Raw genomic sequence first — 24,537 nt, forward strand, 5'->3', positions numbered from 1 at the left:
CGGCCAGAGGATAAGAGCCGGGCTCCGCCCGGACCCGCCAGGGGGATGATCCCCCTGGACCCTGCAATTAGCTTCGCGGGCAGCATCGTTACTGTTCAGATATTTCGCAAGAGAGCCTTGAAGCGCGCAAAGCCGCGCTTCATGGCTTATTTATTCTTGAAATTGCCGTCTTCGACGATGGCTGTGGGCTTGGTGCTGTCACGGTCGGGTTCTGGCGGGCGGGCGACGAATCGTCTTCAAATCGGTTCTAGCCCGCCCGCCAGGACACGAACGGGACAGCATCCAGCCCACAGCCCCAATCTCAGCCCAACCAACCGCCCACGACGCGAAGCGGAAAGCCGGGTCTGGGGGAGGCCTCTCCCCCAGCGGGTGCAGGGCGGAGCCCGCCGGGTCTGGGCGGAGCCCAGCATCATCTCCAAATGCATGATTTCCCGCTTGACCTCACTTTCCTGATTCAGTATTTCCTCATATCAACATATCTTGATATGAGGATGCACACATACATGGAAGCCGTAGCCGCACCACGTTCGCTCCCGCGCGATTTTTCCCTCTCCGCCCTGACCGCCGGACTGGTGGCGGTGGCCGTGTCCTTCGGCGGCCCTGCGGCCATCATCTTCCAGGCCGCCAAGGTGGCCGGGCTGTCGCCCCAGGAGCTTTCCAGCTGGATCTGGGCCATCTCCATCGGCAGCGGGCTCACGGGCATCTACCTGTCGCTTCGCTACCGCGCGCCGGTCATCACGGCCTGGTCCACGCCGGGCGTGGCGCTCCTGGCGGCTGGCTGGGCGGCCTATCCGTACCCCGAGGCCATCGGGGCCTTCGTGGTGTCCGCCGCGCTCATCACCGTCACCGGAGCCAGCGGCCTGTTCCAGGCCATGATGGACCGCATCCCCAAGCCCGTCGTCTCTGCCATGCTGGCGGGCATCCTGTTCAAGTTCGGGGTGGACGTGTTCGCCTGGCTGAAGAACGCGCCGCTGCTGGCGGGCGTGATGATCGCCACGTATCTGGCGGCCAAACGCCTGACTCCCCGCTACTCCGTGGTGTGCACCCTGGGCGCGGGGTTCGCGGCTGCCGGGCTCACGGGCGGGCTTGATTTCAGCACGGTGGATGCCTCGTTGGCCGTGCCGGTGTTCACCATGCCCTCGTTCAGCTTAGGAGCGGTGATCGGCCTTGGCCTGCCGCTCTTCCTGGTGACCATGACCGGCCAGAACGCCACGGGCCTGGGCGTGATGCGCGCCAGCGGCTACGACACCCCGGCCACCCCCATGGTGACGCTGACCGGCCTGTGCTCGCTGGTGCTGGCTCCGTTCGGCTGCCACGGCGTGAACCTTGCGGCCATCACCGCCGCCATCTGCACCGGGCAGGAGTCCCACCCCGACCCGGACAAGCGCTACGTGGCGGGCGTGGCCTGCGGCGCGTGCTACCTGGCGGTGGGCGTGTTCGGCGCGGCCCTGGTGGGCGTGTTCACGGCGCTTCCGGGCGCGCTTATCTCCGTGGTGTCGGGGCTTGCCCTGTTCGGGGCGATCTCCTCGGGCCTGACCCAGGCCATGGAGGACGCCGACCGCCGCGAGGCCGCGCTAGTCACGCTGCTCATTACAGTATCCGGCGTGAGCTTCTTCGGCATCGGCTCGGCCTTCTGGGGGCTTCTGGGCGGGCTGGCGGCGGACAGGATTCTTTCTTCGAGGCGCGCGTGAGCCCCTGCGTCCCCCTGGCGGCCTTCAAGGCCCTGGCGGATGAAACGCGGCTTCGGCTCATGCGCATCCTGGTGCGCTACGAGCTGAACGTGGGCGAGATCGTTGGTGTTCTGGACATGGGCCAGTCGCGCATCTCGCGCCATCTGCGCATCCTGGTGGAGTCCGGGCTTCTTTCCGCTAGACGCGACGGCCTGTGGGTGTTTTATGGTGCGGAGAAATCCGCCTTCCTGGACGCCGTGGCCCCGCACATCGCCGACTGCGGCCCCCCGGAAGACCTCGTGCGCGCCCGCGAGGCCCTGGAAGCCCGCAACAGCGAGACCCGGCGCTTCTTCAACGCCATAGCTCCCGACTGGCACGCCATGCGCCGCGAGGTGCTGGGCGACGTGGACCTGGACGCCCTGATTCTGGAATTGCTGCCCGACAGCGAAGCCGTGGCGGACCTGGGCTGCGGGCCGGGCGAGCTTCTGGCCGCCGTGGCCCCCAAGGCCGGGCGGCTGATCGGCGTGGACGCCTCTCCGGCCATGCTGGAGCTGGCCCGGCGCAAGGTGGCCCTGGCCGGGGCGAGCCTTCGCGTCGGGGAGCTCGAGCACCTGCCCCTGGCCGACGCCGAAGTGCAGGCGGCGGTATTGAGCCTTACCCTGCACCATCTTTCCGACCCCGCCGCCGCGCTGCGTGAAGCCCGGCGCGTGGTGGCCCCCGGCGGCACGCTTGTGGTGGTGGACTACCTCAAGCACGCAAGCGAGCTGATGCGCGAGCGCTTCGGCGACCGCTGGCTGGGCTTTGATCCCGAGGAACTGTCCGGCTGGCTCACCCAGGCCGGATTCACCGTACACACCATCGACACGAAACCAGTAAAACTGGGCCTGAAACTTGGGCTGTACGTAGCCCGCAGGCCCAACCCGGAGGAAACCGCATGACCATCAAGCCCCTTGATCTGAGCCTTCCCTACAAAGTCGCCGACATGTCCCAGGCCGAATGGGGCCGCAAGGAGATGATCATCTCCGAAAACGAGATGCCCGGCCTCATGGCCGTTCGCGCCAAGTACGGCCCGTCAAAGCCCCTGAAGGGCCTGAAGGTGGCCGGCAGCCTGCACATGACCATCCAGACCGCCATGCTCATCGAGACCCTGTACGAACTGGGCGCGGACCTGCGCTGGGCCAGCTGCAACATCTACTCTACCCAGGACCACGCCGCCGCCGCCATCGCCAAGGCCGGAACCGCCGCCGTGTTCGCCTGGAAGGGCGAGACCCTGGAAGACTACTGGTGGTGCACGGAGATGGCCCTGACCTGGCCTGACGGCTCCGGCCCCGACCTGATCGTGGACGACGGCGGCGACGCCACCCTGTTCATCCACCACGGCGTCAAGGCCGAGAAGGACCCCAGCATCCTGGACAAGGCCACCGACAACAAGGAATTCGCCATCATCCTGGAGCGCCTCGCCGCCTCCGTGGCCGCCGACAAGACCCGCTTCACCGGCTGGGCCGCCAAGATCAAGGGCGTCTCCGAGGAGACCACCACCGGCGTCCACCGCCTGTACCAGATGATGAAGGACGGCGAGCTGCTGTTCCCGGCCATCAACGTCAACGACTCGGTCACCAAGTCCAAGTTCGACAACCTGTACGGCTGCCGCGAGTCCCTGGCCGACGGCATCAAGCGCGCCACCGACGTGATGATGGCCGGCAAGGTCGTGGTCGTGGCCGGTTACGGCGACGTGGGCAAGGGCTGCGCCAGCTCCATGCGCGGCTACGGCGCGCGCGTGATCGTCACCGAGATCGACCCCATCTGTGCCCTCCAGGCCGCCATGGAAGGCTACGAAGTCACCACCATGGCCGAGGCCTGCACCCAGGGCGACATCTTCGTCACCGCCACCGGTTGCGCGGACGTCATCACCGGCGCGCACATGGAAAAGATGCGCGAAGGGGCCATCATCTGCAACATCGGCCACTTCGACTCCGAAATCGCCATGCACTACCTTGAGGGCAACAACGGCTGCACCAAGGAAGAGATCAAGCCCCTGGTGGACAAGTGGACCCTGAAGTCGGGCCGCAGCGTGCTGGTGCTGGCCGAAGGCCGTCTGGTGAACCTGGGCTGCGCCACCGGCCACCCCAGCTTCGTCATGTCCAACAGCTTCACCAACCAGGCCCTGGCCCAGATCGACCTGGCGCTGAAGAAGTACGAGATCGGCGTGTACACGCTGCCCAAGCTCCTGGACGAGGAAGTCGCCCGCCTGCACCTGGAGCGCCTGGAAGTGAAGCTCGAGACCCTGACCCCCGAGCAGGCCAAGTACATGGGCATCGACCCCAAGGGCCCCTACAAGCCCGAGCACTACCGCTACTAGCATCGCGGTATTGAAAAACATGAACATGTTTTTCAAAAACAAAATAAGTGGTTCTCTTGGTTTAGGTTCATACAATGTTATGAACGCATTTCGAGAATTACCGCTACTAGCCCGCATGCCTCGCTTGATTTGATTTGATCGCCATGGCCCGGCCGGAAACGGTCGGGCCTTTTGCGTGTGCGATTGACGGGGCCGCCCCTGCCGGACATAGTGCAAGCCTGACGCACCACGCACAATCTATCACCACGCGGGCGCTTCCAGCCTCACGCCCCGCAGGACCCGATGCCCGGACGTACCGCCTTTTCCGCATCGCCTGACGCCGATGCACGCCTCGCCTGCGGCTCAGCTCGCGCCCTGGCTGCGTTCCTGGCGCTGGCCCTCCTGCTCTGCGGCGTCCTGTCCGCATTCCCCGCGCCCGCGCTGGCCGCCGAACCGGTCGCGGTCCCCCTGCTGGACCGCATGCCCGACGGCAAACGCATCGGCTACTGGGTCCCGGTGAGCTTCGGCGGCAAGGACCCCGTCCCGCTGCTTCTGGACACGGGCTCCAAGGGGCTCATGGTCATGGCTTCGCGCCTGGGCAACGCGCCGGTCAAGCGCACCGGGCGGCGCATGACGCAGGTGTTCCTGGACGGCACCACCTTCCAGGGCGAGATCGTCAGGACCAAAGTCACCATCGGCAACGTCACCACGCCGGAGCCGGTGTTCATCCTGGCGGTGAACAAGGCCACCTGCGCCAAGGACCGCCCGGACTGCCCGGCGCGCCTGTTCGGAGACAGGGGGCCGGGGGGCATCATGGGCGTGGGCCTGGGCGATGTGACCTCCCTGGACAACCCTCTGGAGTACCTGCCCCCGGCGCACTCGGGAGGGTTCATCATCCAGGGGCGCGGCCCCGGCGGGCGAGCATTCCTCACCCTGGGGCTCACCCCGGCCAACCGGGCGGGCTTCACGCTGTTTCCCGTGCCGCGAACCAAACTCACGTTGTCCTGGCGCGACGCCTTTTTCGCCGTCAACGCCCTGCCCGGCTGCGTCACCCTGGACGACACGGACGATAAGCCCCTTTGCGGCAGGTTCCTGCTGGATTCGGGAAGCTCAGTCAGCATCCTCACCCAGCCTTCCAACGCCAAGGGAGCGGCTCCGGCACGCATCGGGGACCAGCTTCCTGCGGGCAAACGCGTCACCGTGGCCCTCGAGGGCATGCCCCCCCTGTCCCTGACCAACACCGCCACCCCCTGGGGAGACGCCTTCAGGCTCTCCCAGGGGAACAAGGCCCACAGCATCCTGGGCGCCGGTTTCTTCACCCTCTTCGACGTGCTCTACGACATAAAAGGCAGCGCCATCGGACTGCGGCCCGCGCGATAAACGCCCCGCAACTTGACACTCTCGCCGATCAGGGAGAATGGTTTGTATATCGGGGCGTTATACGGACACTTTTACGAATGGCGGACGGACATCAATAATGGGCTTCATCCCGGACAGGCTGCGTAACCGCCTCCTCTTCGACCGCAAGGACTACGATCTCCTTCGCATCGTTACCGATGTCCTTGGCCGCGAGGACCTCTCCGGCTTCAAGCACCTGCTGACCCCCTACCTGCACCCGCGCGGCGTGAAGGAACTGGCCGCCACCCAGGGCCTGCGCATCGCCTATGCCGCAGCCAACCTCCTGGGGTCGCTGGAGATCGGCAAGGCGCACGACCGCCTCGTGGCGCTGCGCGCGCTCCAGGGCGAGGTCATGAACGCCGCCGTCACCCACCTTAGGCGCAACACCGCCCGCGTGCTCATGCAGATCATGAAGGAGCTGGTGCGCACCGAAGGCGACGAACGCCGCCGCCTGGAGCTGGCCCACGACTTCCGCATGGCCGCCACCAGCAAGCCGCGCATCGTGGCCCGCCTGCTCAAGCGCTACCACCTGCTCATGATGCCCGAAGACTGGGTGCAGATCTGCTTCGACAACCACGTCCACGACGCCAACACCAAGGGCCGCAAGTCCGCCACGCACCTCATCATGGACGCCTGGATCAAGGGCATCCGCCACCTGACGGTGATCTACTACAACTTCGTGCTGCCAAGCGTGGCCGAAGAGCTGCTCCAGGCGGCGGACATCATGGGCATCACCGTGCGCGTGGGCATCGAATTCACCACCCGTTTCCACGACAAGCCGGTAAAGATAATCTGGGTGCCGCGCGGCTTCACCGGCCCGTCCGACTTCCTGAATTTCCTGCGCGAACCGGCCATGGCCGACTTCATGCAGCAGGGGCGCAGCCTGGCCCGGCTCCAGGAGGAGCAGATCCTGCACGTGCTGGGCGAATTCAACGGCACCATCCTGCCGGACTTCAACGCCTATTTCGGCCTGAGCATGCCCGCGCCCAGCGTGGAGGGCTTCCATGAGTCCGTGGGTGCTGGACAGGCGTCCCTGGTGCACCTGGGCAAGTATCTCCACTCCATGCTGCTGCCGCACCTGAACGCCCGCTTCGCCGAGCTCCAGGCCGAGTACCTCACTGTCGACACCCCCGAGGACAAGGCCCACATCGAGGGCCTGGCCGAGGAGATGAACAACCTGGACGCCGAGTCCATCGTGGACGACTACCTGGACCAGATCGTCTCGCCGGAGATGAACCCGGAGGACCCGGACGGCGCGTTCGCCCTGTACTGTCCCTCCCAGCCGCCCGCCGCGCTCATCAACGCCGTGGCCACGCTCCGGGTGGGCAGCCGCTTCATCCTGAACCTCTTCGGGCTCTGCGCCAGCGACGTGCTGGAGATCCTCTGCGACTGCGCGGGCAGGATAACCCATCTGGAAGTGGTGAACCTGAAAAACGCGGCCATGGGCAACGCCCAGGAATGCGCCCGCATCGCCGAACTCCAGGAAGTGGTGAACGCGAAAAGCGTCATCCCCCTGAAGCGCTGGGTGCTCGGGCGCATGGCGCAGCTGGACGAGGACGCCTCTCCGGACGCCCCGGAGCGCCGCGAACGCATGGCGCGCATCCTCCAGGCCGTGCCCGCCCTGCACGCCCACTACCGTGACAGGCCGCTGCGCACCTCTCTGGGGTCCGACTCCACCGGGCAATCCTGCCGGGGCCACGGCATGGGCATGGTGGCCCGCGAGACCCTGCCCCGCAAGGTGCAGAACGACCGGCTGGGACTGTCCGAGGACCAGCACGGGGCCATGGTGGTGGGCATGCGCATCGAGCCCCAGCTGCTCTTTGAGCCCCGCGAGAGCACCCATCCGGGCATGAACGCCCTGTATGCCTTCGCCAGGCGCTACCCCGCGCTGCGCTTCGTGGGCTACAAGGCCCGGCGCAACTTCCGGGTCTGCGAGTTCCACCCCGTGGCAGGCGCGAAGAGCAACATCCTCATCATGGGCGGCGTGAAGAAGGGCTGCGGCAACAATTTCGTGCTGGAGAAAAAGGCCGCTGCCCACGCCGGGCAGATCCCTCTCCTCCAGTACATGAACAACCTCGTGCGCAATACGCTGCTGGTGGCCGCCGGCTTCATCCCGGCCTTTTTGACCTTCGCCCTCACCAAGGACTGGTGGGTGCTCAGCTGGTTCGGCGCCTTCATCTGGTTCGCCATCACCGGGTTTCGCAACATCATCCAGTCGGTGCTTGGGGGGGGCGGCTTTTCCCGCACGCCGCTTCTCAAGTGGAACAACTACGTCAGCTGGAGCCGGTTGTGCGAGTCGCTCTTCTACACGGGCTTCTCCGTCCCCCTCATGGACTACCTGGTGAAGACCCTGCTCATGGACCGCACCCTGGGCATCACCGTGGCCAACGATCCGGCCCTGCTCTACAGCATCATGGCCATGATAAACGGCGTCTACATCATGACCCACAACCTGATACGCGGCCTGCCCAGGCAGGCGGCCCTGTGGAACCTGCTGCGCAGCGCATTCTCCATCCCGCTGGCCATGGGCATGAGCTCCGCAGTGGGCTGGATGCTCTCCCCTGGCGACCCTGCGGCGGCAGCTCCCGTGTTGCAGCAGTGGGCGGCCATCTTCTCCAAGCTGGCCTCGGACTGCGTGGCAGGGGTGATCGAAGGCCTGGCCGACCGCGAGAACAACATGCGACAGCGCCTGCGCGACTATCGCGAGAAGATCACCCAGATGCTCACCGTGCAGGAGAAGCTGGAACTCCTGTTCCCCTCCGAGGACGTGCTGGGCATGCTCTCCGACCCCAAGAAGTTCGTGAACACCCTGATGCACAGGCGAAGCGACCTGGCCAACGCCGTGATCGTCAACTCCCTGGACTTCCTGTATTTCTGGATGTACCAGCCGCGCGGCAGAAGCGCGCTGACACGCATCCTCATGGAACTGGACGCCCAGACGCGCCAGATCTTCCTGCTGTCGCAGTATGTGCTGCTGCGAAAGCGCGAGATAAGCCAGCTCTTCCTGGACGGCCTATTGGGCAAGAACTTCTCCAAGGGCCTGGCCTTTTATCTCGACTACGCCGACGGCTACCTGGACGCCCTGCAACGCGAAGCCGCCAGGACCCAGACCGCCGCCACCCGAACCGGCCCGCGAGCCGGGAGCTGACATCATGGTAATCGACCTCGCAGCGCTGTTCTCCTCGCAGCCCCTGCTCCTCTTTTTCGCAGTGCTGGCCTGCGGCTACGCCCTGAGCAAGCTCTCCCTGTGGCACTTCCACCTGTCCGCGCCGGTGGGCGTCATGGTGGCCGGGATGCTGTTCGGCCACTTCGGGTTCCAGGCCCCGCCCATGATCCAGGAGATCGGCTTCACCCTGTTCATCTACTCCATCGGCCTCACCGCCGGGCCGCGCTTCTTCAACATCCTGCTGGCCGACGGCTCCCGCTATCTGGCCCTGACCCTGGCCGTGGGTCTGCTCGCTGCGGCCACGGCCCTGGTCATGGGCCGCTGGCTGGGCTTTCCCGCCTCCACGGCAGCCGGGCTCATGGCCGGAACACTCACCAGCTCGCCAACGCTGGTGGCCGCCCAGGAGGCCCTCCGGCAGGCCAACCCCGACGCCGCCCCGGCCCTGGTGCAGATGGGCTCGGCCTACGCCGTGTCCTACATCGTGGGGCTCTTCAGCATCCTGGCGCTTATCCGCTTCGCCCCGGTCCTCCTGCGGGTGAACCTGGCCGCAGAGGCCCAGGCCCTCTCCAAGGAGCACCGCTACCGCGACGAGTCCGTCGACCACCACGAGCCCATGGGCCCGCCGCCGCAGCTGCGCGCGTTTGTGGTGCAAAGTCCGGAGATCATAGGAAAATCATTCGACCGCACGGACCTGTGCCTGGGCGGGAACTGCGTGATCCAGGCAGTCAAGCGCGAGGGCTCCGTGTTTCAGCCGGAGCCGGGCACGCCCCTGGCCGAGGGCGACGTTGTCTCCGTGACCGTGCCCGTGGACCGCGTGCCCCTGGTGGCCGAGCGGGTGGGCCGCGAGGTGATCGACCTGGACCTGCTGTCGGACTCCATCGACACCGTGGACATCATCGTGGCCAGCCAGGACGCCGCCGGGCGTCCCCTGGGCGAGATGACCGTGCTCGCGCGCCAGGGCTGCACGGCGGTGCGGCTGGTGCGTTCGCACATCCCCATCGCGCCGCGCCCGGAGATCATCCTGGAGAAGGGCGACGTGCTCACCGTGGCGGGCCTCAAGCACCGGCTGGAGGCCGTGGTCAAGGCGCTGGGCTACGTGGAGCGGGCCATCATCGAGACGGACCTCATCGTCTTCGTCACGGGCATCATGCTTGGGCTGGCGCTCGGAGCGCTGAAATTCAAGGTGGGGGACCTCACCGTGGGCCTGGGACAGGCCGGAGGCCTTCTGGTGGCCGGTCTGGTGCTGGGGTTCTCGCGCTCGGTGTCGCCCACGTTCGGCAGGGTTCCCCCTGCCGCGCGCTGGATCCTCTCGGAGCTTGGGCTTCTGTTCTTCATGGCCTGCGTGGGCCTGAAGGCCGGTGAAGGCGTGCTGGCGGCCCTGGTGGGCATGGGGCCGCAGCTGGTGCTGTGCGGCTTCACCATCAGCGCCGTGAGCCTGTTCGGCGGGCTGGCCTTCGGGCGCATCGTCTTGCGCATGAACCCGGCCCTGCTGTTCGGCGCCATGACCGGAGCCATGACCTCAACGCCCGGCCTCAAGGTGGTCACGCTCGCGGCCAGAAGCTCGCTTCCGGCGCTGGGCTACGCCGGGACCTACGCCTTCGCCAACGTGCTGCTGGCGCTTCTGGGCGCGCTGCTGGTGAGATTCTAGCCTGCCGAGGCTGATCGCCCCGGCAGGACAGCCTTCTCTTAAAAATCCCTGTTTAACGTCCCTGCCCGGCAGCCGCCTGGGCCACCAGTATCGCCCCCATGTCCCGGGCGCGGGAACAGTCCTGCGGGAAGACCTCTGCGCGGCGCTTGGCCTTGGCCTTCGCGTCCCAAGCGGTGGACAGGTACTTGGAGTAGTCCTCGAACTGGAAGGTGTCCGTGGACAGGAGCATCTCGCAGTTGCCGAACACGCGGGTCATCACACCCTTGGTGACGGAGAGGATGGGGGACGCGTCCTGCTCGCCCACGTTCATGGTGTAGACGAGCCCGGTCTGGAGACACCCCGGAAAGATCGGCGCGTAGCCGGGCGTATAGGTCAGGTAGGGGAAGAGCAGGCGCTCCAGGAAGGAACGCATCTCGCCGGTCTCGCAGTGGAAATAGACCGGCGACCCCAAAATCAGCACGTCGGCCTGGGCGATCCTCTCCAGCAAATCAGTGATCCCGTCCTTCACGGCGCAGCGCCCGTAGCTCTTGCCGCCGATCTTCTTGCAGGCGAAACAGCTGATGCAGCCGCTGTAGGCCACATCGTATAGATGCACGAGCTCGGTGTCCGCACCGGCTCCCTTGGCCCCTTCCAGGGCGTGCTCCAGCAGTGTCGCGGTGTTCCACTTCTTTCTGGGGCTGCCATTTATGGCTATGGCTTTCATGGGTGACTCCTTGCGAATGCGCGTGGCGATTTCTTCATGCGCAGCTTTGGAGCAAACCGACGAATACGGCAAGTACGGTCTGAAATGGCATATACTTACACATTGTATAGCATAAAAGACAAGAAACTCGCACGCCAGTCCCTGGCGTAAGGCAGCGCCCCTGAACCAGACTTCCGCAGGCCTTCCACAGGGGATTTCCTCCAAGAGCACGGTCACACCTGCACTCCGCTGGCCACGGCTCGTGTCGCGATTTTGAACAACATGAATATGTTTTTCAAAATTAAAATACATGGTTTTGGCTGTTTGTCTTGAAAATCCGTATGGACGGATTTTGAGGACGCAACACCAGCACCGCCTCCAGTTCCTTGCGGACCGGCCCTGACCTGCTCAGCACATTTCGGGCAGCCTATGTCAGGTTCGACGTCCTATTTGGCAGGCAGGACGCCGCTCCAGGCATCAATACAAACCAAACCAATTGTTTTGACGAGAAAATGCGTTTACCCCGGACTGACGACTGGGTCGCCAGGGAGAGGTTGCGCAAGTGGGAGTAGTGTCGCGTTTGCGAAAAACATGAATATGTTTTCCGCAAACACAACATATGGTTCTCTTGGATTAGGCATGTAAATTGCTTAAACGTAATCTCAGAACGCCACAGTGCCGTGTCGACGGGACGACCTCAAATCATGTTGCTGCTGTTGTGTGCAACCAGATCACGCAGCCATACGCCACTCTACTACGGAGCCATGTCATGTCCATCAAAGCATACCTGAAAGACATCCAGCGGAGTTGGGATACATATGGGAAAGAAGACCCCATGTGGGCCATACTGGTTGATCCTCAGAAGGCAAACAACAGATGGGACGAGTCAGAATTCTTCCGCACGGGGGAGAACGTGGCCCAAGAGGTGATGCGTTGGAGTGACCGCCTCGGTGTGCCGTCAACAAGAGCGGTCTTCCTGGACTTCGGCTGCGGCATAGGCAGGTTGACGCAAGCGTTTGCGCACTACTTCGACAAGTGCGTAGGAGTCGACATCGCTCCATCCATGGTCGCGCGGGCGAAACAGTGCAATAAACATGGCTCCAGGGTTACGTATCTCGTAAATGACTCCGATGATCTTTCTCGCTTCAAACCGAACTCCATCGACATGATATACACGGAGTATGTGTTGCAACACATGCATCCGGAAGCATCGCTGAAATACATAGCGGAGATGATCAGAATTTTAAAACCAAACGGACTGCTGTCATTCCACCTGCCGTCGTGTCTTGCCACGTTCACATACCCGGATGATGGCTTGAGCGCTGCCATAGAAATCTCAGGAGAGAGTTTCATAGCCCACGCAGGAAACGTTGTTTCCATCCCGCTGGTCATCAAGAACACCGGTTCGCACGCGTGGATTATGGACGAAAGCGCAAATACGCCCAAAACCCCGCTCCGCGTGACGAACCACTGGCATAACGTCGTGACGAAAGAGTGGCTGCTTGTCCACCACCATCAGACAATTCCCGATACTGTCCGGCCTGGCGAAGACTTCCGCATGGATTATGAATTACACATCCCGGGCGATGCAGGGCATTATATCGCAATCTTCGACCTGATGGATTTCAACGGAAGGACATTCTCGGACAGGGGCGGCCAGGTATATGCTGTCGAGGTCGAGGTCAAGCACGATGCCCAGCCGCAAAAGAAGATTACGGAGGAAGGTGCAGTCGATGATGCATACCGCCCCAAGATGGAGATGCATGCCGTTTCCACTGCCGAAGTGACACAGTTGATCACCAGCAGCGGCGGCAGGCTGCTTGAAGTCGAAACCAGAGAGCAGAAGCCTGGCGACAACGGTTGGGCCAGGTATTTTGTGAGCAAGGATGAATAGGTTCGGATGCGAGGCGTACGCGCGCCTGCTTGTTCAGTGACGATCGCCACCTGACACCGCCGCCTTGCCGGGACTCCATTGAGGCCACTGTGATCGTCTCGCCGGGTTGCGCTTTGCGGCCATAGAGAAGGCCCTGGAGCACCTCGCCATCAACTCGCCCGATGTCTCACCTCCCGACCGGCACTCACAATGGGGAGCTTGCAGCTACTCTTCCCAGCTCTCGCCTGCCGGGCGGAACTTGGCGGCGTCTATGCCCATGCGCTTCAGGATTTTCTGCAGGGACACCCGCTCCAGCCCCGACAGGCGCGCGGCCTGGGTCACGTTGCCCTTCAGGCGCTCCATCAGGTGCAGGATGTAGGTGCGCGTGAAGTCGTCGATCACGCGCTCCTTGGCTTCGAGATACGGCTCGAAACCCATGGAAGCCGAGCCCGGAGCCTTCACCTGGGCGTCCAGCAGACGCACCTGGGCCTCGGTGATGTAAGGTCCGGAGGAGAACACGGCGGCGCGCCGCACGAAGTTCAGGAGCTCGCGCACGTTGCCCGGCCAGGGCCGCGCGGCCAGGGCGTCCATGGCGTCCGGGGTGAATTCCTTGGCGCCTGTGTCCAGCTCGCGGCAGGTGCGCTCCAGGAAATGCATGGCCAGAAGCGGGACGTCCCTCGCGCGCTCACGAAGCGACGGCACCCGCACGGTGAGCACGTTGAGACGGTAGTACAGGTCCTCGCGGAACTCGCCCGAGGTCATGCGCGCGTCCAGGTTCTGGTTGGTGGAGGCCAGGATGCGCACGTCCACGGGGATGGACTCGCTGCCGCCCACGGGGCGCACCTCGCGCTCCTGAAGCGCGCGCAGGAGCTTGGGCTGGATGTGCACGGGCATGTCGCCGATCTCGTCCAGCAAAAGGCTCGACCCGTCCGCCGCCAGAAAGAGCCCCTGGCGGGCCTTGACCGCCCCTGTGAAGGCCCCCTTCACGTGGCCGAACAGCTCGCTCTCCAGAATCTGCTCCGGCACGGCGGTGCAGTTCAGGCTGACCATGGTGCGCTGGCCGCGCCTGCTCAGCCTATGAATCGTCCGGGCGACCAGCTCCTTGCCGGAACCGGATTCGCCCAGGATCAGCACGGAGTAGTCGTTGGCGGCCACGGCCTCGATCTCGCCCAGGAGCTGGCGCATGGCCGGGCTCTCGCCGATGAGCGCCTGTCCCGGCCCGCCCTGGTCGATCACCGCGCGCAGCCGCCGGTTCTCGCGGGCCAGGGCCGCACGGTCCAGGGCGCGCGACACCGCCCGGTAGAGCACGTCCTGGTCCACAGGCTTGGTGAGGAAATCGAACGCGCCGCTTTTCAGGGCCTTCACCGCGCTCTCCACGCTGCCGAACCCGGTGAGCATCACCACGGTGAGCGCAGGCTCCAGGGTCAGGGCCTGCTCCAGGAGCGAAAAGCCGTCCTGTCCGGGCATGCGCACGTCGGTGAGCATCAGGGCGCAGGGGCGCTCCTGCAGGGCTTCCAAAGCTTCGGCGGCGCTGGAGCGCACGATGACCGGGTGGTTGGGGAACCCCTTCTGGATCAGCCGGGCCACGCCCTTGGCGAAATGGCTCTCGTCGTCCACCACCAGGATGGCGTCGCTCGTCAAATGATCATTCATCGCCATCCTCCAGCACGTCTTCAGGGGTATCTTCCTGCGCGGCCTGAAGCCGCACGGTGAACACCGCCCCGCCGTCGTTCGCAGCCTCTATGCTGCCGCCCAGGTCGCGCACCAGGCCGTAGACCACGGCCAGGCCCAGGCCCGTGCCCTTGCCCACGCTCTTGGTGGTGAAGAACGGGTCGAACAGGCGGCTCAGGTTCTCCGTCGGGATTCCCGGCCCGTTGTCGCGCACGGTGAGCACCACTTCCCCTGCCTGCGGATCATGGATCGCTGCAAGGAGAATCTCGCCGTGCTCACCGCCCTTTTCGTCCAGGGCGTCCAGGGCGTTCAGCAGCAGGTTGGTGAGGATCTGTTCCAGCGCCGAGGTGTTGGAGCGCACCAGGGGCAAATCCGCCGGGATGTCCGAGCGGATATCCACGCCGCTCTTGGCGGCCTTGCCCCTGAACACCCGCGCGATGAACTCCACGGACTCGGCCAGGCTCACCGCGCCCAGGGATTCCGGCTTGGGGCGCGCGAAGCGCATCAGGTCCTCGAGCACCTTCTGGGCCTGGAGGGTGTAGCGGATTATTATGTCCAGGTCCTGCGCGTGGGGACTCTTGCCGTCGTCCCAGAGCAGGCGCGCGTAGCACAGGATCACGCCCAGGGGGTTGTTGATCTCGTGGGCCATGCCTGCGGCCAGCATGCCCACGGCCATGGATTTCTCGCTCTGTTGCAGGCGGGCCAGCATGGTCTTTTCGGAGGTGTTGTCGCGGGCGTAGACGATGGTCCGGCCAGGGCCGCCCAGGTCGTTCATGGGGTAGGCGCGAAGCGTCAGAGAGAGTCCGCCGGGCAGCAGGGCCTCGCGCTGGATGGTGGCGCCGGGCATGCGCCCGGCCTCGGCGCACAGGGCGGCAAAATCCAGGGAGGACGCGCCCTCCGGCAAACCGGCCAGAAGCTGTGCCGCGCTCTCGTTGGCGTGCAGCACCTCGCCCGAGGCCGACAGCAGAAACAGCGGGTCCGCAATGCCCTCGAAGATGGACTCCAGCACGGTCTTCTGGCGCAGGAGGTTCTCCATGGCCTCCAGGTTCTCAAGCGCGATGCCCAGCTGTCGCGCCACGGCCTGGAACACCTCGCGCTCGTGGGGCGACAGTCCCGCGTCGCCCTCCCAGCGCAGGGACAGCGCCCCGCGCACGGTGTTGGCCGCCTGCACCGGGACGATGGCCTCGTCGGCCTCATACACGGCCTCGCCTTCCAGCAGGGCGGTCATCTGGGCCGGAGTGAAGGGCGGGCATTGTGTGCAGCTGGGCCAGACCTGGCTGTTCATGGAATAGAAGCAACAGAAGCTGGCGGAGCGCGCCCCGAAACGCTGGGCCGCAGCGCCCAGGGCCATGTCCAGGAGGCTCGCCCGGTCGGTGCCCTTCACGAAGAGCTCCAGCACGTACAGGAACAGGCGCACGTCGGCGCGCCGGGCCTCGGCCTCGCGCCGGGCGTCGGCGGTGCGCTCGGACACCTTGTCCTCCAGGTTGGAGGCGTAGTCGCGCAGTTGCTCCTTGGCGTCGCGCAGGTGGTCGGCGAAGCGCTCCAGATCCTCGATCATGCCCTCGATCTCGCCCTCGTCGCGCCGGGGGGACTTGTCCAGGGTGCGCCCGGCCTCGGCGGGGAAGCGCTCGCGCATGAGGGCTGAGAGCCTGCCGATGTTCACCACGGTCATGCGGTCGAAGAAGATGTGGTTCATCAGCATGATGAGCACCGTGCCGCAGGCGAAGAACAACACGAAGTTCACGATGGCCCGGCTGATGGCCACGGCCTCGTTCTGCACGGGCATGATGATGCCGTCCAGGCCGCCGATCTCGCCGTCGAAACGCCCGAAGCCGCGCGTGTCGCCGTAGCGCGACAGGAGCACCTTGGGGGCGTCGGCGGGCTTGCCGTGGCAGGACAGGCAGGACTCGTCGAAGACCACGGGCCGGGCCATGAGGAAGTATTCCTCGCCGTTCACGGTGAAGTAGCGCTCCACCTGCGTCTCGTAGGGGTTGGCCTGGAAATGGGCGATGAGCGCCCGCTCCATCTCGTTGGCCCCGTATTCGGGGTTGCGCGGGTCCAGGGCCACGCGGCGGTAGGTGAACTTGTCTTTGGCGGCGTTGAAGTCGGACATCACCTTGCGGGTGATGTAGGAGGTGGACATGGCCTCGATCACGAAGGACTCCGGTGGCAGGGAGTCGTACATGGTGGGGCGCAGCGTCTCGCGCACGTAGGTCTGCATGGCCAGCACGTTGGAGAGCACGAGGCTTGCCTTGTCCGCCACCTCGGTCTCCATGAGCACGCGCAGGTAGTGGTTGAGCGAAAGCCCGAACACCAGGCCGATGCCCAGGATGACGCCCAAAAGGCGCAGGTAGAGCTTGGTGCGAAGTCCGGCGATCTTCATGAATGCCTATCCCCGGCGAAGGCCGCGTGACGCGGAAGTTGAACGAGTCCGGCGAACCGGGAAGAGATAGGGGCGCGCGGCGCAGGTGTCAATCGCACGGGCGTTTCCGGGGCAGCCCGGCAGGTCGGGGCGTCCCGCCAAACCCGGCAAAACATCCCATATCCGGCCCGATTCAGCCTGAAAGCCCCCGGACAGACGTTCGTCTGTCCGGGGGCCTGGCTTATATTTCGTGAACGGGCGTGTTCACCAGGAAGAGCGAACACGGCAGCTTGCCCAGGAGGTCCTTGGCGGTGTCGCGAACGGTGGCCGTGCCGCGCCAGAAGGGGTGGGCCATCACCATCAGCTCGTAGCCTCCGGCCTGGGCTTCCTTGAGGATCTCGTCGCGCACAACGCCCTGGACGATCTTCACTTCCAGGTCGATGCCTTCGGCCCTGGAGCGAAGCTCCGCCGCAAGGCGCTCGGAGTCCTTGATGTCCTCCTGCCCGGCGTACTCGATGTAGCTGCCGCGCACGGTGGACCCGGAGAGCCAGTCGTGGCCGGTGTAGTCGCTCCAGTTGCCGTCGAGCACGAACAGGGCCGTGAGTTTCTCGCCGCGTTCGCGGGAAATCCGCACGGCCTCGTCCATGGCCTGGGTGGATTCGTCCAGGGCCAGAAGGATGCCCATTAGGGGAGCGTCCCCGCCACGTGCTCCACCACCAGAAGGCCGTTGCCCTTCTTGAAGGCGTCGCCGGGCTTCTTCTTGAGTTCCATCACCTTGCCGGGGGTCTTGGACTTGAAGGTCTCGACGGCCTTGGTCTCTTCCAGCTTGCCCTCGACGTACTTCTTCTTCACGGTTTCATAGGAATACAGGGGCTGGCCTTCCTTGATGTTGTCGCCAATGGCCACCTTCATCTCGACGAGCTTGCCGTCGGCGGGGGCCTTGATGGTCACCTTGTCCAGGAAGAAGGCCATGTAGACCATCACGCAGGCGGCGACCAGGACGGCGAAGCAGATGGCTCCGACATCCTCGTGACGGTCGGTCTTGAAAACAGTGAGCTTGGTATTCTTAGCTGCAGCAGCGGACATGCGTTCCTCCTCCTAGAACGGGGCGGACTTGGGGATGATGGTCAGGACCATGATGAGCGCCAGCACGTACTTGATCGTTCCGGCGGTGAGGCCGACGATCAGCGGCTTGCCGCCAGCGGCCTTGATCTCGCCGAAGTCGATGTAGGCGCCAAGGCCGACCATGCCGATACCGAAGATCCACTGCATCAGGGTGCGCAGCAGGTGCGACGTCTCGGAGCCTTCCTGGCCCAGAAGGCCCAGGGAGGACAGCACGGTCATGCCCACGAAGCCCAGCACGAAGATGGGGAACTTGGACTTCAGGATCTGCCAGAGGCTCACGTTCTGGGCCTCGACGTCGTCCTTGTTGCCGCTCCAGTACCAGACGGTGATCACGAAGACCACGAAGGGAATGATGATGACGCGCATCACGTTCCACAGTTCGCCGTAGGCAACGGCGGTGCCGGGGGCGACCAGCGGGTTGAAGGCCAGACAGGCGGCAAGCACCTGGCCGGAGTTCAGGATGCCCGTGCCGACCCACACGCCGTACTGGTAGTCGGAGAAGTGGAAGATGTTGCCCAGGTAGGGGGAGAGGAACATGGTCAGCACGCCAAAACCCAGGATGGTGGCGATGGCCAGGGCCACTTCGGCGGGCTTGGCCTTGACGCCGGGGCTGGTGGCAACGGCCGCGGACACGCCGCACACGCCGCAGGCCGCGCACATCACGCCGATCAGCGAGCGGTCCATGCCCAGGCGCTTGCCCAGCCACATGACCAGGGCCACCGAGCCGAACACGAACAGGGAAATCAGGAACGCCGCCTGGAAGCCCAGCTTGGCTAGGCCGCCCAGGGTGTAGATGGAGCCCAGCATGATGACGCCGGTCTTGATGAACAGGCGAGTGGTGCGGAAACCGTCAGCCAGAAACGCGGGAATCGTTCCCCTGAACAGGACGTTTCTGTACAGAACGCCCATGACGATGGAGATGATGATGTAGTTCAGGTTGAGAACCCGCGAGAAAAACTGCTTGTAGCCCAGAAAGTCGATCGGCTTGAGCGCTTCCTCGGCCCAGTTGGCGAACAGGAACGTGGCCACCATCAGGGCCAGGCCCGGCACGATGGCCAGAAGGTTGCCGCCTGCACCTCTATTTTCCATTGCTATCCACTCCTTTGGTTTCTTGCATTCCAACGTCTACTTCACGATCAGAGTGTTCACGTCCGCCATCTCGGCCACTCGTGAAGACACCGACCCCAGGAATAACTTCGCCGCGCCGTGCTTGCCGTGGCTTCCCACCACGATAAGCTCCGACTTCAGCTCCCTGGCGGCCTCCACGATGCCCTCGGCGGGGCGGCCGTTCTTGATGACGATCTGTGCCGCAAGGCCCTTGGCCCCCAGCGACTCGGCGACCTTCTTCATCTGGCCTTTGGCCTCGGTGGCCAGACTGCTGGCGACCATTTCACACTCTTCGCTGGACAGCTCCTCCGAGGCCAGACACAGGTCCGGCACCACGGTGACGATGTCCAGCCTTCCACCGAATTTGCCGGATATCTGAATGGCCACATCCAAAGCCTTGGATGCCTGAACAGAACCGTCGTGAGCCACAAGCACGTTCATACTACGACCTCCTCTCGTGTTGGCGCGGGCGTTTCCGGCAATCGGCAATCCGGCGGCGGGCATGCGCGCTCCGCGATATCCGGATCGGGTCCTCTGCTCATCTCTCGCTCGACCGGCCTGGCGCGCGGGCGCGCCTCTTCGAGGCCGGGCAGTCCTCTCCACAAAGCAATCCCGATGCCAACGAATCGTAACATGTCAACATGCTAAAATTACATGACATTTCCAACCAAACACTGTGACGAGGTGCTAACAGGCGCGCCACTGATGCCAACAGGCGTTAGCACCTTGCTGCACGCTTGCCACATTTTACAAAAACGTTAATACTTTTCTTCACGAACTTTTCAGGTTACACGCGCGTCGCACCAGGCACAGCGACAAGGCACCATGGAACACACCGCCCGCTCGAACCAGCCCACCGGCGACCAGTCCGGCTACTTCTGGAATCTCTTCACCAAGATTCCGGAGGCGGTCTGTCTGGTCGACATCCACGACACCATCATTTCGGCCAACAAAGCCTTCGAGAACCTGTTCGGCTATTCCAACCGGGAGATCGCAGGAAAAAGCCTGCGCGGGCTCATCATCCCTCCCGGACGCGAGCAGGAGATCGACCTGCTGGCCGAAACCGTGCGCCAGGGCGGCGTGGGACGCATCGAGACCACCCGCAGACGCAGGGACGGCAGCCTCATCCAGGTGGTCGTCAGCCTGTTTCCGGCCTCGCAACGCCATGACGAGCAGACCCTCTTTGCGGTCTACACCGACATCCAGGAGCTGCGCGACACCGAGAAGAACCTCCTGCGCGCCGAGAATAAATACCAAGCCATCTTCGAGCACGCCGCCGAGGGCATCTTCCAGTCCACGCCCGAGGGGGGCTATATCGAGGTGAACCCCGCCCTGGCCCGCATCTACGGCTACGACAGCCCCCGCGACCTCATGGACGGGCTGCGCAACATCGATACGCAGCTCTACACGCAGCCCGGCAGGCGCGACGAATTCATCGAAGCCATCATCCGGGCAGGGGAAATCAAGGATTTCGAATCGCAGGTGTACCGCAAGGACGGCTCGGTCATCTGGATCAGCGAGAACGCCAGGGTGGTCTGCCGCGACGACGGCGGCGTGGCTTTTTTCGAAGGAACGGTCACGGACATCACCGCCCGCAAGCAGGCCGAAGAGGCCCTCACCGCCAGCCGGGAGCGCTACCGCTCGCTGGTGAAGTCCGCCTCGGACGGCATCCTCACGCTCCAGGACGACTTCATCGTCAGCACCAACCGCAAGGCCCTGGAGCTCTTCGGCTATGGCCCGGACGAGATGCCGAAACTGACCCTCGCGAACATCTCGCCGCCCGAACAGCCAGACGGCACGCCCTCGCTGGAAAAGGCCCGGCAGCTGCTGGACAAGGCCCTGGCCGGAGAACCCCAGAACTTCGAATGGCTGCATCAGCGAAAAGACGGCCTGAACTTCTCGTCGGAGGTGGCCCTGAACCGCTTCGACGCGCACGGGGAGACCTTCCTCACCGCCGTGGTGCGCGACGTGACCGCGCGCAAACGCACCGAGGCGCAGCTTCAGCGGGAACGCGCCCACCTGAAGATGCTCTTCGAGAGCTCCCCCCAGGCCATGGTCCTGCTGAGCCCCGAGGGCCGCGTCCTGGACGTGAACCCCACCTTCACCAAGCTTTTCGGATACGCCAAACAGGACGTGGTGGGCGAGTACAACCGCCATCTCATCGTGCCGGAGAAGCTTGCCGCCGAAGCCGCCAGCTTCAACAAGGTCATCTCCTCAGGCAAGCCCATCAGCAAGGAGACCGTGCGCAAGGCCAGAAACGGCATGCTCATCCCGGTGTCCGTGCTTGGCTATCCCATCATGATCGGCGGGCGCATCGAGGGAATCTACTATATTTACGAGGACATAACCGAACGCAAAAGCTTCGAGGAGCAGCTGACCCACCAGGCTTTCCACGACGCCCTCACGGGGCTGCCCAACCGCAACCTGTTCATGGAGCGCCTGAGCCGGGCCATGGAGCGCGGCAAGCGCCGCACCGGCTACCACTTCGCCGTGCTGCTCCTGGATCTGGACCGCTTCAAGCGCATAAACGACAGCCTGGGGCATCTGGCGGGAGATGTGCTGCTCAAGGGCATCGCACGGCGGCTCGAGACCTGCCTGCGCTCGGTGGACACCGTGTGCCGCCTGGGCGGAGACGAGTTCGCGGTGCTGCTGGAGGAGGTCGCCTCCTCGCGGGAGGTCATCCAGGTGGCGGACCGCATCCGCGAGGTATTGGACCGCCCTTTCCAGATTTCAGGCAACGAGGTCTACTGCGGGGCCAGCATCGGCATCGTGCTCAAGACCCAGGGCTACGAGACCGCCGAAGCCATCCTGCGCGACTCCGACATCGCCATGTACCGCTCCAAGGAGTCCGGCAAGGACCGCCTGGCCTTCACCAGCAAGATGCACGCCCTGGCCGTGGAAAACCTGCGCATGGAAAACGAGCTGCGCCAGGGCCTGAAAAACGGCGACCTCACCCTGCACTACCAGCCCGTGGTCAGCATCCGCAACGGCAGCCTGCAAGGCTTCGAGGCCCTGGCCCGCTGGAAGCACCCCACCCTGGGCATGATCCCGCCCTCGCGCTTCATCCCCCTGGCTGAAGAGACCGGCCTCATCGTGCCGCTGGGCGAGTGGGCGCTGGCGGAGTCCATGCGCCAGCTCAGCCTGTGGCGCGCCGAGCACCCCGAAGCGCACGGCCTTTTCCTGACCGTGAACATCTCCAGCAAGCAATTCCGCCAGCCGGATCTCGTGGAGTTCATCAGGCGCGGACTCGAAGAACACCGCATTCCGCCCCGAAATTTCAAACTGGAAATCACCGAGAGCGTCATCATGCGTGACGCCAAGAGCTCGTCCGACAAGCTCGGCAAGCTTAAATCGCTGGGGGTCAAACTGCTGGTGGACGATTTCGGCACGGGATATTCGTCGTTGTCCTACCTGCAACGCTTCCCAATCGACGGCCTGAAGATCGACCGCTCCTTCATCAGCGGCGAGGGGGACCCGCGCGAAAACCAGGAGATAGTGCGCACCATCATAGCCCTGGCCCGAAACCTGGAACTGGACGTGGTGGCCGAAGGCGTGGAAACCAGCGAGCAGCTGGAAAGCCTGGAGGCGCTCGGCTGCGGCAGCGCGCAAGGGTACTGGTTCTCCAGGCCCGTGGACGCATCCGCTGCGGGGCGGCTTATCGAGATGTCCGAGGCGGGGTTCTAGCCCGGCCCTGAAGCCCCGTCGTCAGTACGCAAGTTCCTCCGGCTCTTCGACTCCAACACTCACTTCTGCTCCATGCTCCGGGAAGGCCTTCGAAGCCAGCTGCTTGCGCTTCTGGGCCAGCCGCTCCAGGGCTTGTTCCCTGTCCGGGGCGGTCTCCCTGCCGAGCACTGCCCTGATTTCCGCCGAAAGCGAACGTCCGTGGAGTTCGGCCCGGTGCTTGAGCACCTGCACCACATCATCCTCAAGATTCGCGACCGTAATCCTGGCCATGGATTTCCTCCCGTGATCATTCGGGTTACTCACTATCTGTATATTGGATTCGCTCCCAGTCAATCCCGCCGCCGCGTTTCGCCGCTCAACTCTCGACCCGCACCCCGCTTTGCGTTACTGTGCGCAAATCATATCCCGTCTCACGGAGGACCCTATGCCCGTCCGCATTCTCACCGCCCTGCTCGTCTGCATGGCACTCGCCGCCGCCACGGCCCGCGCCGAGGAAGTCGACTGCCTGACCACCGAATGGAAACTGCTCGGCGCGAACCACAAGGTCTGCGTCTATGCCTTCGACGACCCGGACATCTCCTGCGTCACCTGCTACCTGAGCCAGGCCAAGACCGGCGGCATCAAAGGCAGCGTCGGGCTGGCCGAGGACCCGTCGGAGTTCTCCCTGGAATGCGTGCAGACCTGCCCCACCACCCTGCCCGCCTCGCTGCCCAAGACCAAGAAGGTCTTCTCCGAAGGGACGTCGCTCGTGTTCAAGGACACCGAGATCACCAGGATCTACGACCCCAAACGAAAGACGCTGGTTTATGTGGCCATAAGCCGCAAGATCATCTCCGGCTCGCCCAAGAACTCGCTGTCCACCGTGGTGATCAAGTAGAGGGCCTCCGGCGGCCAGAGAGGGCTCCGCCCTCTCTGGACTCTCCCGCCAGGGGGATGATCCCCCTGGACCCTGCATTAGCTTCGCGGGCAGCACCGTTCCTGTCCAGAGAGCTCGCAAGAAAAGCCCTGAAGCGCGCAAAGCCGCGCTTCAGGGCTTTTGTATTCTTGGAATCACCGTTTTCGACGATACAAAAGGCTCATGATCGGTACTCGGAACCAGATCTCGAAACCGGGCCGCAGGAGCATTGCAAAGATCGATTTTCAAGGTCGGAGCTTAGAGCCGGGAGTCCATACCGGGGCTCAAGTCATGAACGCAGGGGCGACGCTATCGGGTGGAACTGTGGGTCGGAACTCAGCGTCAGGACCCGACGTCGGGCTATGGATAGGGACTGTAGTCGGAACTCGGCGCCGGGACTCAGCGCAGACGTTATGGGCGGAGCTGTGGGGCGGGATTATGGATCGGGACCCGGGGTCGGGTGGCTGGGAGCTGTCACGGTCGGGTTCTGGCGGGCGGGCGACGAATCGTCTTCACATCGGTCCCAGCCCGCCCGCCAGGACACGAACGGGACAGCCCCCAGCCACCAGACCCCGCGCACCAACTCAACCCCTCCGCGCACGACGCGAAGCGGAAAGCCGGGTGCAGGGGAGGCTTCTCCCCTGCCGGGTCCAGGGCAGAGCCCTGGCGGGTCTGGGCGGAGCCCAGTGAGCAATCCCAACTAGAAGCTGACGTTCACGCCCAGTTCACCGCCGTAGGTCACCACCTGCGGGTTGGAGAACATGGTCGATACCGAGCCGCGCAGCGACACCGTGTCGTTTATCTTGAAGATCGTGCCGATGGAGGCGGTGCCCCAGTCGGTGGTCACGGGGGCGGCGTCCATGGAATAAGGCGCGGCGGAGGCCGTGGTGATGGCGGCCTTGACCCTGCGGTCCCTAC

At 64.3% G+C, this 24,537-nt stretch carries 18 protein-coding genes; 9 read left to right on the top strand and 9 right to left on the bottom strand.

The window, feature by feature from the left end; translation table 11 throughout:
• Positions 1 to 503 precede the first annotated feature (503 nt).
• From G453_RS0114990 to G453_RS0115015, 6 genes are all read left to right on the top strand, one after another.
• The gene (locus tag G453_RS0114990) at positions 504 to 1,691 is read left to right on the top strand and encodes a benzoate/H(+) symporter BenE family transporter (RefSeq protein WP_027191706.1); all 1,188 of its coding nucleotides are present in this window, start codon (positions 504 to 506) and stop codon (positions 1,689 to 1,691) included.
• Positions 1,688 to 2,608 (top strand): ArsR/SmtB family transcription factor, encoded by a 921-nt coding sequence (locus G453_RS0114995; protein WP_027191707.1) that lies wholly within the window; start codon positions 1,688 to 1,690, stop codon positions 2,606 to 2,608. The genes G453_RS0114990 and G453_RS0114995 overlap by 4 nt, the downstream gene beginning before the upstream one ends.
• On the top strand, positions 2,605 to 4,029 hold the full coding sequence (gene ahcY, locus G453_RS0115000; RefSeq protein ID WP_027191708.1) for an adenosylhomocysteinase: 1,425 nt from the start codon (positions 2,605 to 2,607) through the stop codon (positions 4,027 to 4,029). Before G453_RS0114995 ends, ahcY begins: the two co-directional genes overlap by 4 nt.
• 282 nt (positions 4,030 to 4,311) lie before the next feature.
• Positions 4,312 to 5,388 carry a pepsin/retropepsin-like aspartic protease family protein gene (locus G453_RS0115005; protein ID WP_027191709.1) on the top strand — a complete coding sequence of 359 codons (1,077 nt, stop codon included), beginning with the start codon at positions 4,312 to 4,314 and terminating at the stop codon, positions 5,386 to 5,388.
• A 97-nt stretch (positions 5,389 to 5,485) separates the two neighbouring features.
• Positions 5,486 to 8,554, top strand: coding sequence for a hypothetical protein (locus tag G453_RS24405; RefSeq protein ID WP_051272480.1), 3,069 nt, complete (start codon positions 5,486 to 5,488; stop codon positions 8,552 to 8,554).
• A 4-nt stretch (positions 8,555 to 8,558) separates the two neighbouring features.
• Positions 8,559 to 10,220, top strand: a complete 1,662-nt coding sequence (locus G453_RS0115015) for an aspartate:alanine exchanger family transporter (RefSeq protein WP_027191710.1) — start codon at positions 8,559 to 8,561, stop codon at positions 10,218 to 10,220.
• A 52-nt stretch (positions 10,221 to 10,272) separates the two neighbouring features.
• Here the strand turns inward: G453_RS0115015 and G453_RS0115020 are convergent, their stop codons facing one another.
• Positions 10,273 to 10,923 (bottom strand): flavodoxin family protein, encoded by a 651-nt coding sequence (locus G453_RS0115020; protein WP_027191711.1) that lies wholly within the window; start codon positions 10,921 to 10,923, stop codon positions 10,273 to 10,275.
• A gap of 748 nt (positions 10,924 to 11,671) precedes the next feature.
• Here G453_RS0115020 and G453_RS26525 point away from each other — a divergent pair.
• On the top strand, positions 11,672 to 12,796 hold the full coding sequence (locus G453_RS26525; protein ID WP_051272481.1) for a methyltransferase domain-containing protein: 1,125 nt from the start codon (positions 11,672 to 11,674) through the stop codon (positions 12,794 to 12,796).
• A 204-nt stretch (positions 12,797 to 13,000) separates the two neighbouring features.
• Here G453_RS26525 and G453_RS0115030 read toward each other — a convergent pair whose 3' ends face one another.
• The 6 genes from G453_RS0115030 to G453_RS0115055 form a co-directional block, all read right to left on the bottom strand.
• Positions 13,001 to 14,428, bottom strand: a complete 1,428-nt coding sequence (locus G453_RS0115030; protein WP_027191712.1) for a sigma-54-dependent transcriptional regulator — start codon at positions 14,426 to 14,428, stop codon at positions 13,001 to 13,003.
• Positions 14,421 to 16,829, bottom strand: a complete 2,409-nt coding sequence (locus G453_RS0115035; protein ID WP_027191713.1) for a c-type heme family protein — start codon at positions 16,827 to 16,829, stop codon at positions 14,421 to 14,423. Before G453_RS0115035 ends, G453_RS0115030 begins: the two co-directional genes overlap by 8 nt.
• Before the next feature lie 220 nt (positions 16,830 to 17,049).
• On the bottom strand, positions 17,050 to 17,493 hold the full coding sequence (locus G453_RS24415; RefSeq protein ID WP_051272482.1) for a universal stress protein: 444 nt from the start codon (positions 17,491 to 17,493) through the stop codon (positions 17,050 to 17,052).
• Positions 17,493 to 17,894, bottom strand: coding sequence for a biotin/lipoyl-binding protein (locus G453_RS0115045; protein WP_027191714.1), 402 nt, complete (start codon positions 17,892 to 17,894; stop codon positions 17,493 to 17,495). Before G453_RS0115045 ends, G453_RS24415 begins: the two co-directional genes overlap by 1 nt.
• Before the next feature lie 12 nt (positions 17,895 to 17,906).
• Complete coding sequence (locus G453_RS0115050) at positions 17,907 to 19,022, bottom strand: YeiH family protein (protein WP_027191715.1); 1,116 nt, start codon at positions 19,020 to 19,022, stop codon at positions 17,907 to 17,909.
• Between the two features lie 36 nt (positions 19,023 to 19,058).
• Complete coding sequence (locus G453_RS0115055) at positions 19,059 to 19,481, bottom strand: universal stress protein (RefSeq protein ID WP_027191716.1); 423 nt, start codon at positions 19,479 to 19,481, stop codon at positions 19,059 to 19,061.
• A gap of 384 nt (positions 19,482 to 19,865) precedes the next feature.
• Here G453_RS0115055 and G453_RS24420 point away from each other — a divergent pair, with 384 nt between their 5' ends.
• On the top strand, positions 19,866 to 22,724 hold the full coding sequence (locus G453_RS24420) for a bifunctional diguanylate cyclase/phosphodiesterase (RefSeq protein ID WP_051272483.1): 2,859 nt from the start codon (positions 19,866 to 19,868) through the stop codon (positions 22,722 to 22,724).
• Positions 22,725 to 22,745: 21 nt separating this feature from the next.
• Here the strand turns inward: G453_RS24420 and G453_RS24425 are convergent, their stop codons facing one another.
• Positions 22,746 to 22,994, bottom strand: coding sequence for a FitA-like ribbon-helix-helix domain-containing protein (locus tag G453_RS24425; protein ID WP_043645960.1), 249 nt, complete (start codon positions 22,992 to 22,994; stop codon positions 22,746 to 22,748).
• Between the two features lie 154 nt (positions 22,995 to 23,148).
• Here G453_RS24425 and G453_RS0115070 point away from each other — a divergent pair, with 154 nt between their 5' ends.
• Complete coding sequence (locus G453_RS0115070) at positions 23,149 to 23,601, top strand: CreA family protein (protein ID WP_027191717.1); 453 nt, start codon at positions 23,149 to 23,151, stop codon at positions 23,599 to 23,601.
• Between the two features lie 718 nt (positions 23,602 to 24,319).
• Here G453_RS0115070 and G453_RS0115075 read toward each other — a convergent pair.
• The coding region (locus tag G453_RS0115075) for an autotransporter outer membrane beta-barrel domain-containing protein (RefSeq protein WP_027191718.1) at positions 24,320 to 24,537 on the bottom strand (218 nt) is incomplete at its 5' end.

The organism is Fundidesulfovibrio putealis DSM 16056 (genome assembly GCF_000429325.1).
Classification (GTDB): Bacteria; Desulfobacterota; Desulfovibrionia; order Desulfovibrionales; family Desulfovibrionaceae; genus Fundidesulfovibrio; species Fundidesulfovibrio putealis.

Excerpts from the sequence above, each read along its gene's own strand:
- G453_RS0114990 (WP_027191706.1), top strand. The coding sequence starts at position 504 with ATGGAAGCCGTAGCCGCACCACGTTCGCTCCCGCGCGATTTTTCCCTC.
- ahcY (WP_027191708.1), top strand. The coding sequence starts at position 2,605 with ATGACCATCAAGCCCCTTGATCTGAGCCTTCCCTACAAAGTCGCCGAC.
- G453_RS0115005 (WP_027191709.1), top strand. The coding sequence starts at position 4,312 with ATGCCCGGACGTACCGCCTTTTCCGCATCGCCTGACGCCGATGCACGC.
- G453_RS24405 (WP_051272480.1), top strand. The coding sequence starts at position 5,486 with ATGGGCTTCATCCCGGACAGGCTGCGTAACCGCCTCCTCTTCGACCGC.
- G453_RS0115015 (WP_027191710.1), top strand. The coding sequence starts at position 8,559 with ATGGTAATCGACCTCGCAGCGCTGTTCTCCTCGCAGCCCCTGCTCCTC.
- G453_RS0115020 (WP_027191711.1), bottom strand. The coding sequence starts at position 10,923 with ATGAAAGCCATAGCCATAAATGGCAGCCCCAGAAAGAAGTGGAACACC.
- G453_RS26525 (WP_051272481.1), top strand. The coding sequence starts at position 11,672 with ATGTCCATCAAAGCATACCTGAAAGACATCCAGCGGAGTTGGGATACA.
- G453_RS0115030 (WP_027191712.1), bottom strand. The coding sequence starts at position 14,428 with ATGAATGATCATTTGACGAGCGACGCCATCCTGGTGGTGGACGACGAG.
- G453_RS0115035 (WP_027191713.1), bottom strand. The coding sequence starts at position 16,829 with ATGAAGATCGCCGGACTTCGCACCAAGCTCTACCTGCGCCTTTTGGGC.
- G453_RS24415 (WP_051272482.1), bottom strand. The coding sequence starts at position 17,493 with ATGGGCATCCTTCTGGCCCTGGACGAATCCACCCAGGCCATGGACGAG.
- G453_RS0115045 (WP_027191714.1), bottom strand. The coding sequence starts at position 17,894 with ATGTCCGCTGCTGCAGCTAAGAATACCAAGCTCACTGTTTTCAAGACC.
- G453_RS0115050 (WP_027191715.1), bottom strand. The coding sequence starts at position 19,022 with ATGGAAAATAGAGGTGCAGGCGGCAACCTTCTGGCCATCGTGCCGGGC.
- G453_RS0115055 (WP_027191716.1), bottom strand. The coding sequence starts at position 19,481 with ATGAACGTGCTTGTGGCTCACGACGGTTCTGTTCAGGCATCCAAGGCT.
- G453_RS24420 (WP_051272483.1), top strand. The coding sequence starts at position 19,866 with ATGGAACACACCGCCCGCTCGAACCAGCCCACCGGCGACCAGTCCGGC.
- G453_RS24425 (WP_043645960.1), bottom strand. The coding sequence starts at position 22,994 with ATGGCCAGGATTACGGTCGCGAATCTTGAGGATGATGTGGTGCAGGTG.
- G453_RS0115070 (WP_027191717.1), top strand. The coding sequence starts at position 23,149 with ATGCCCGTCCGCATTCTCACCGCCCTGCTCGTCTGCATGGCACTCGCC.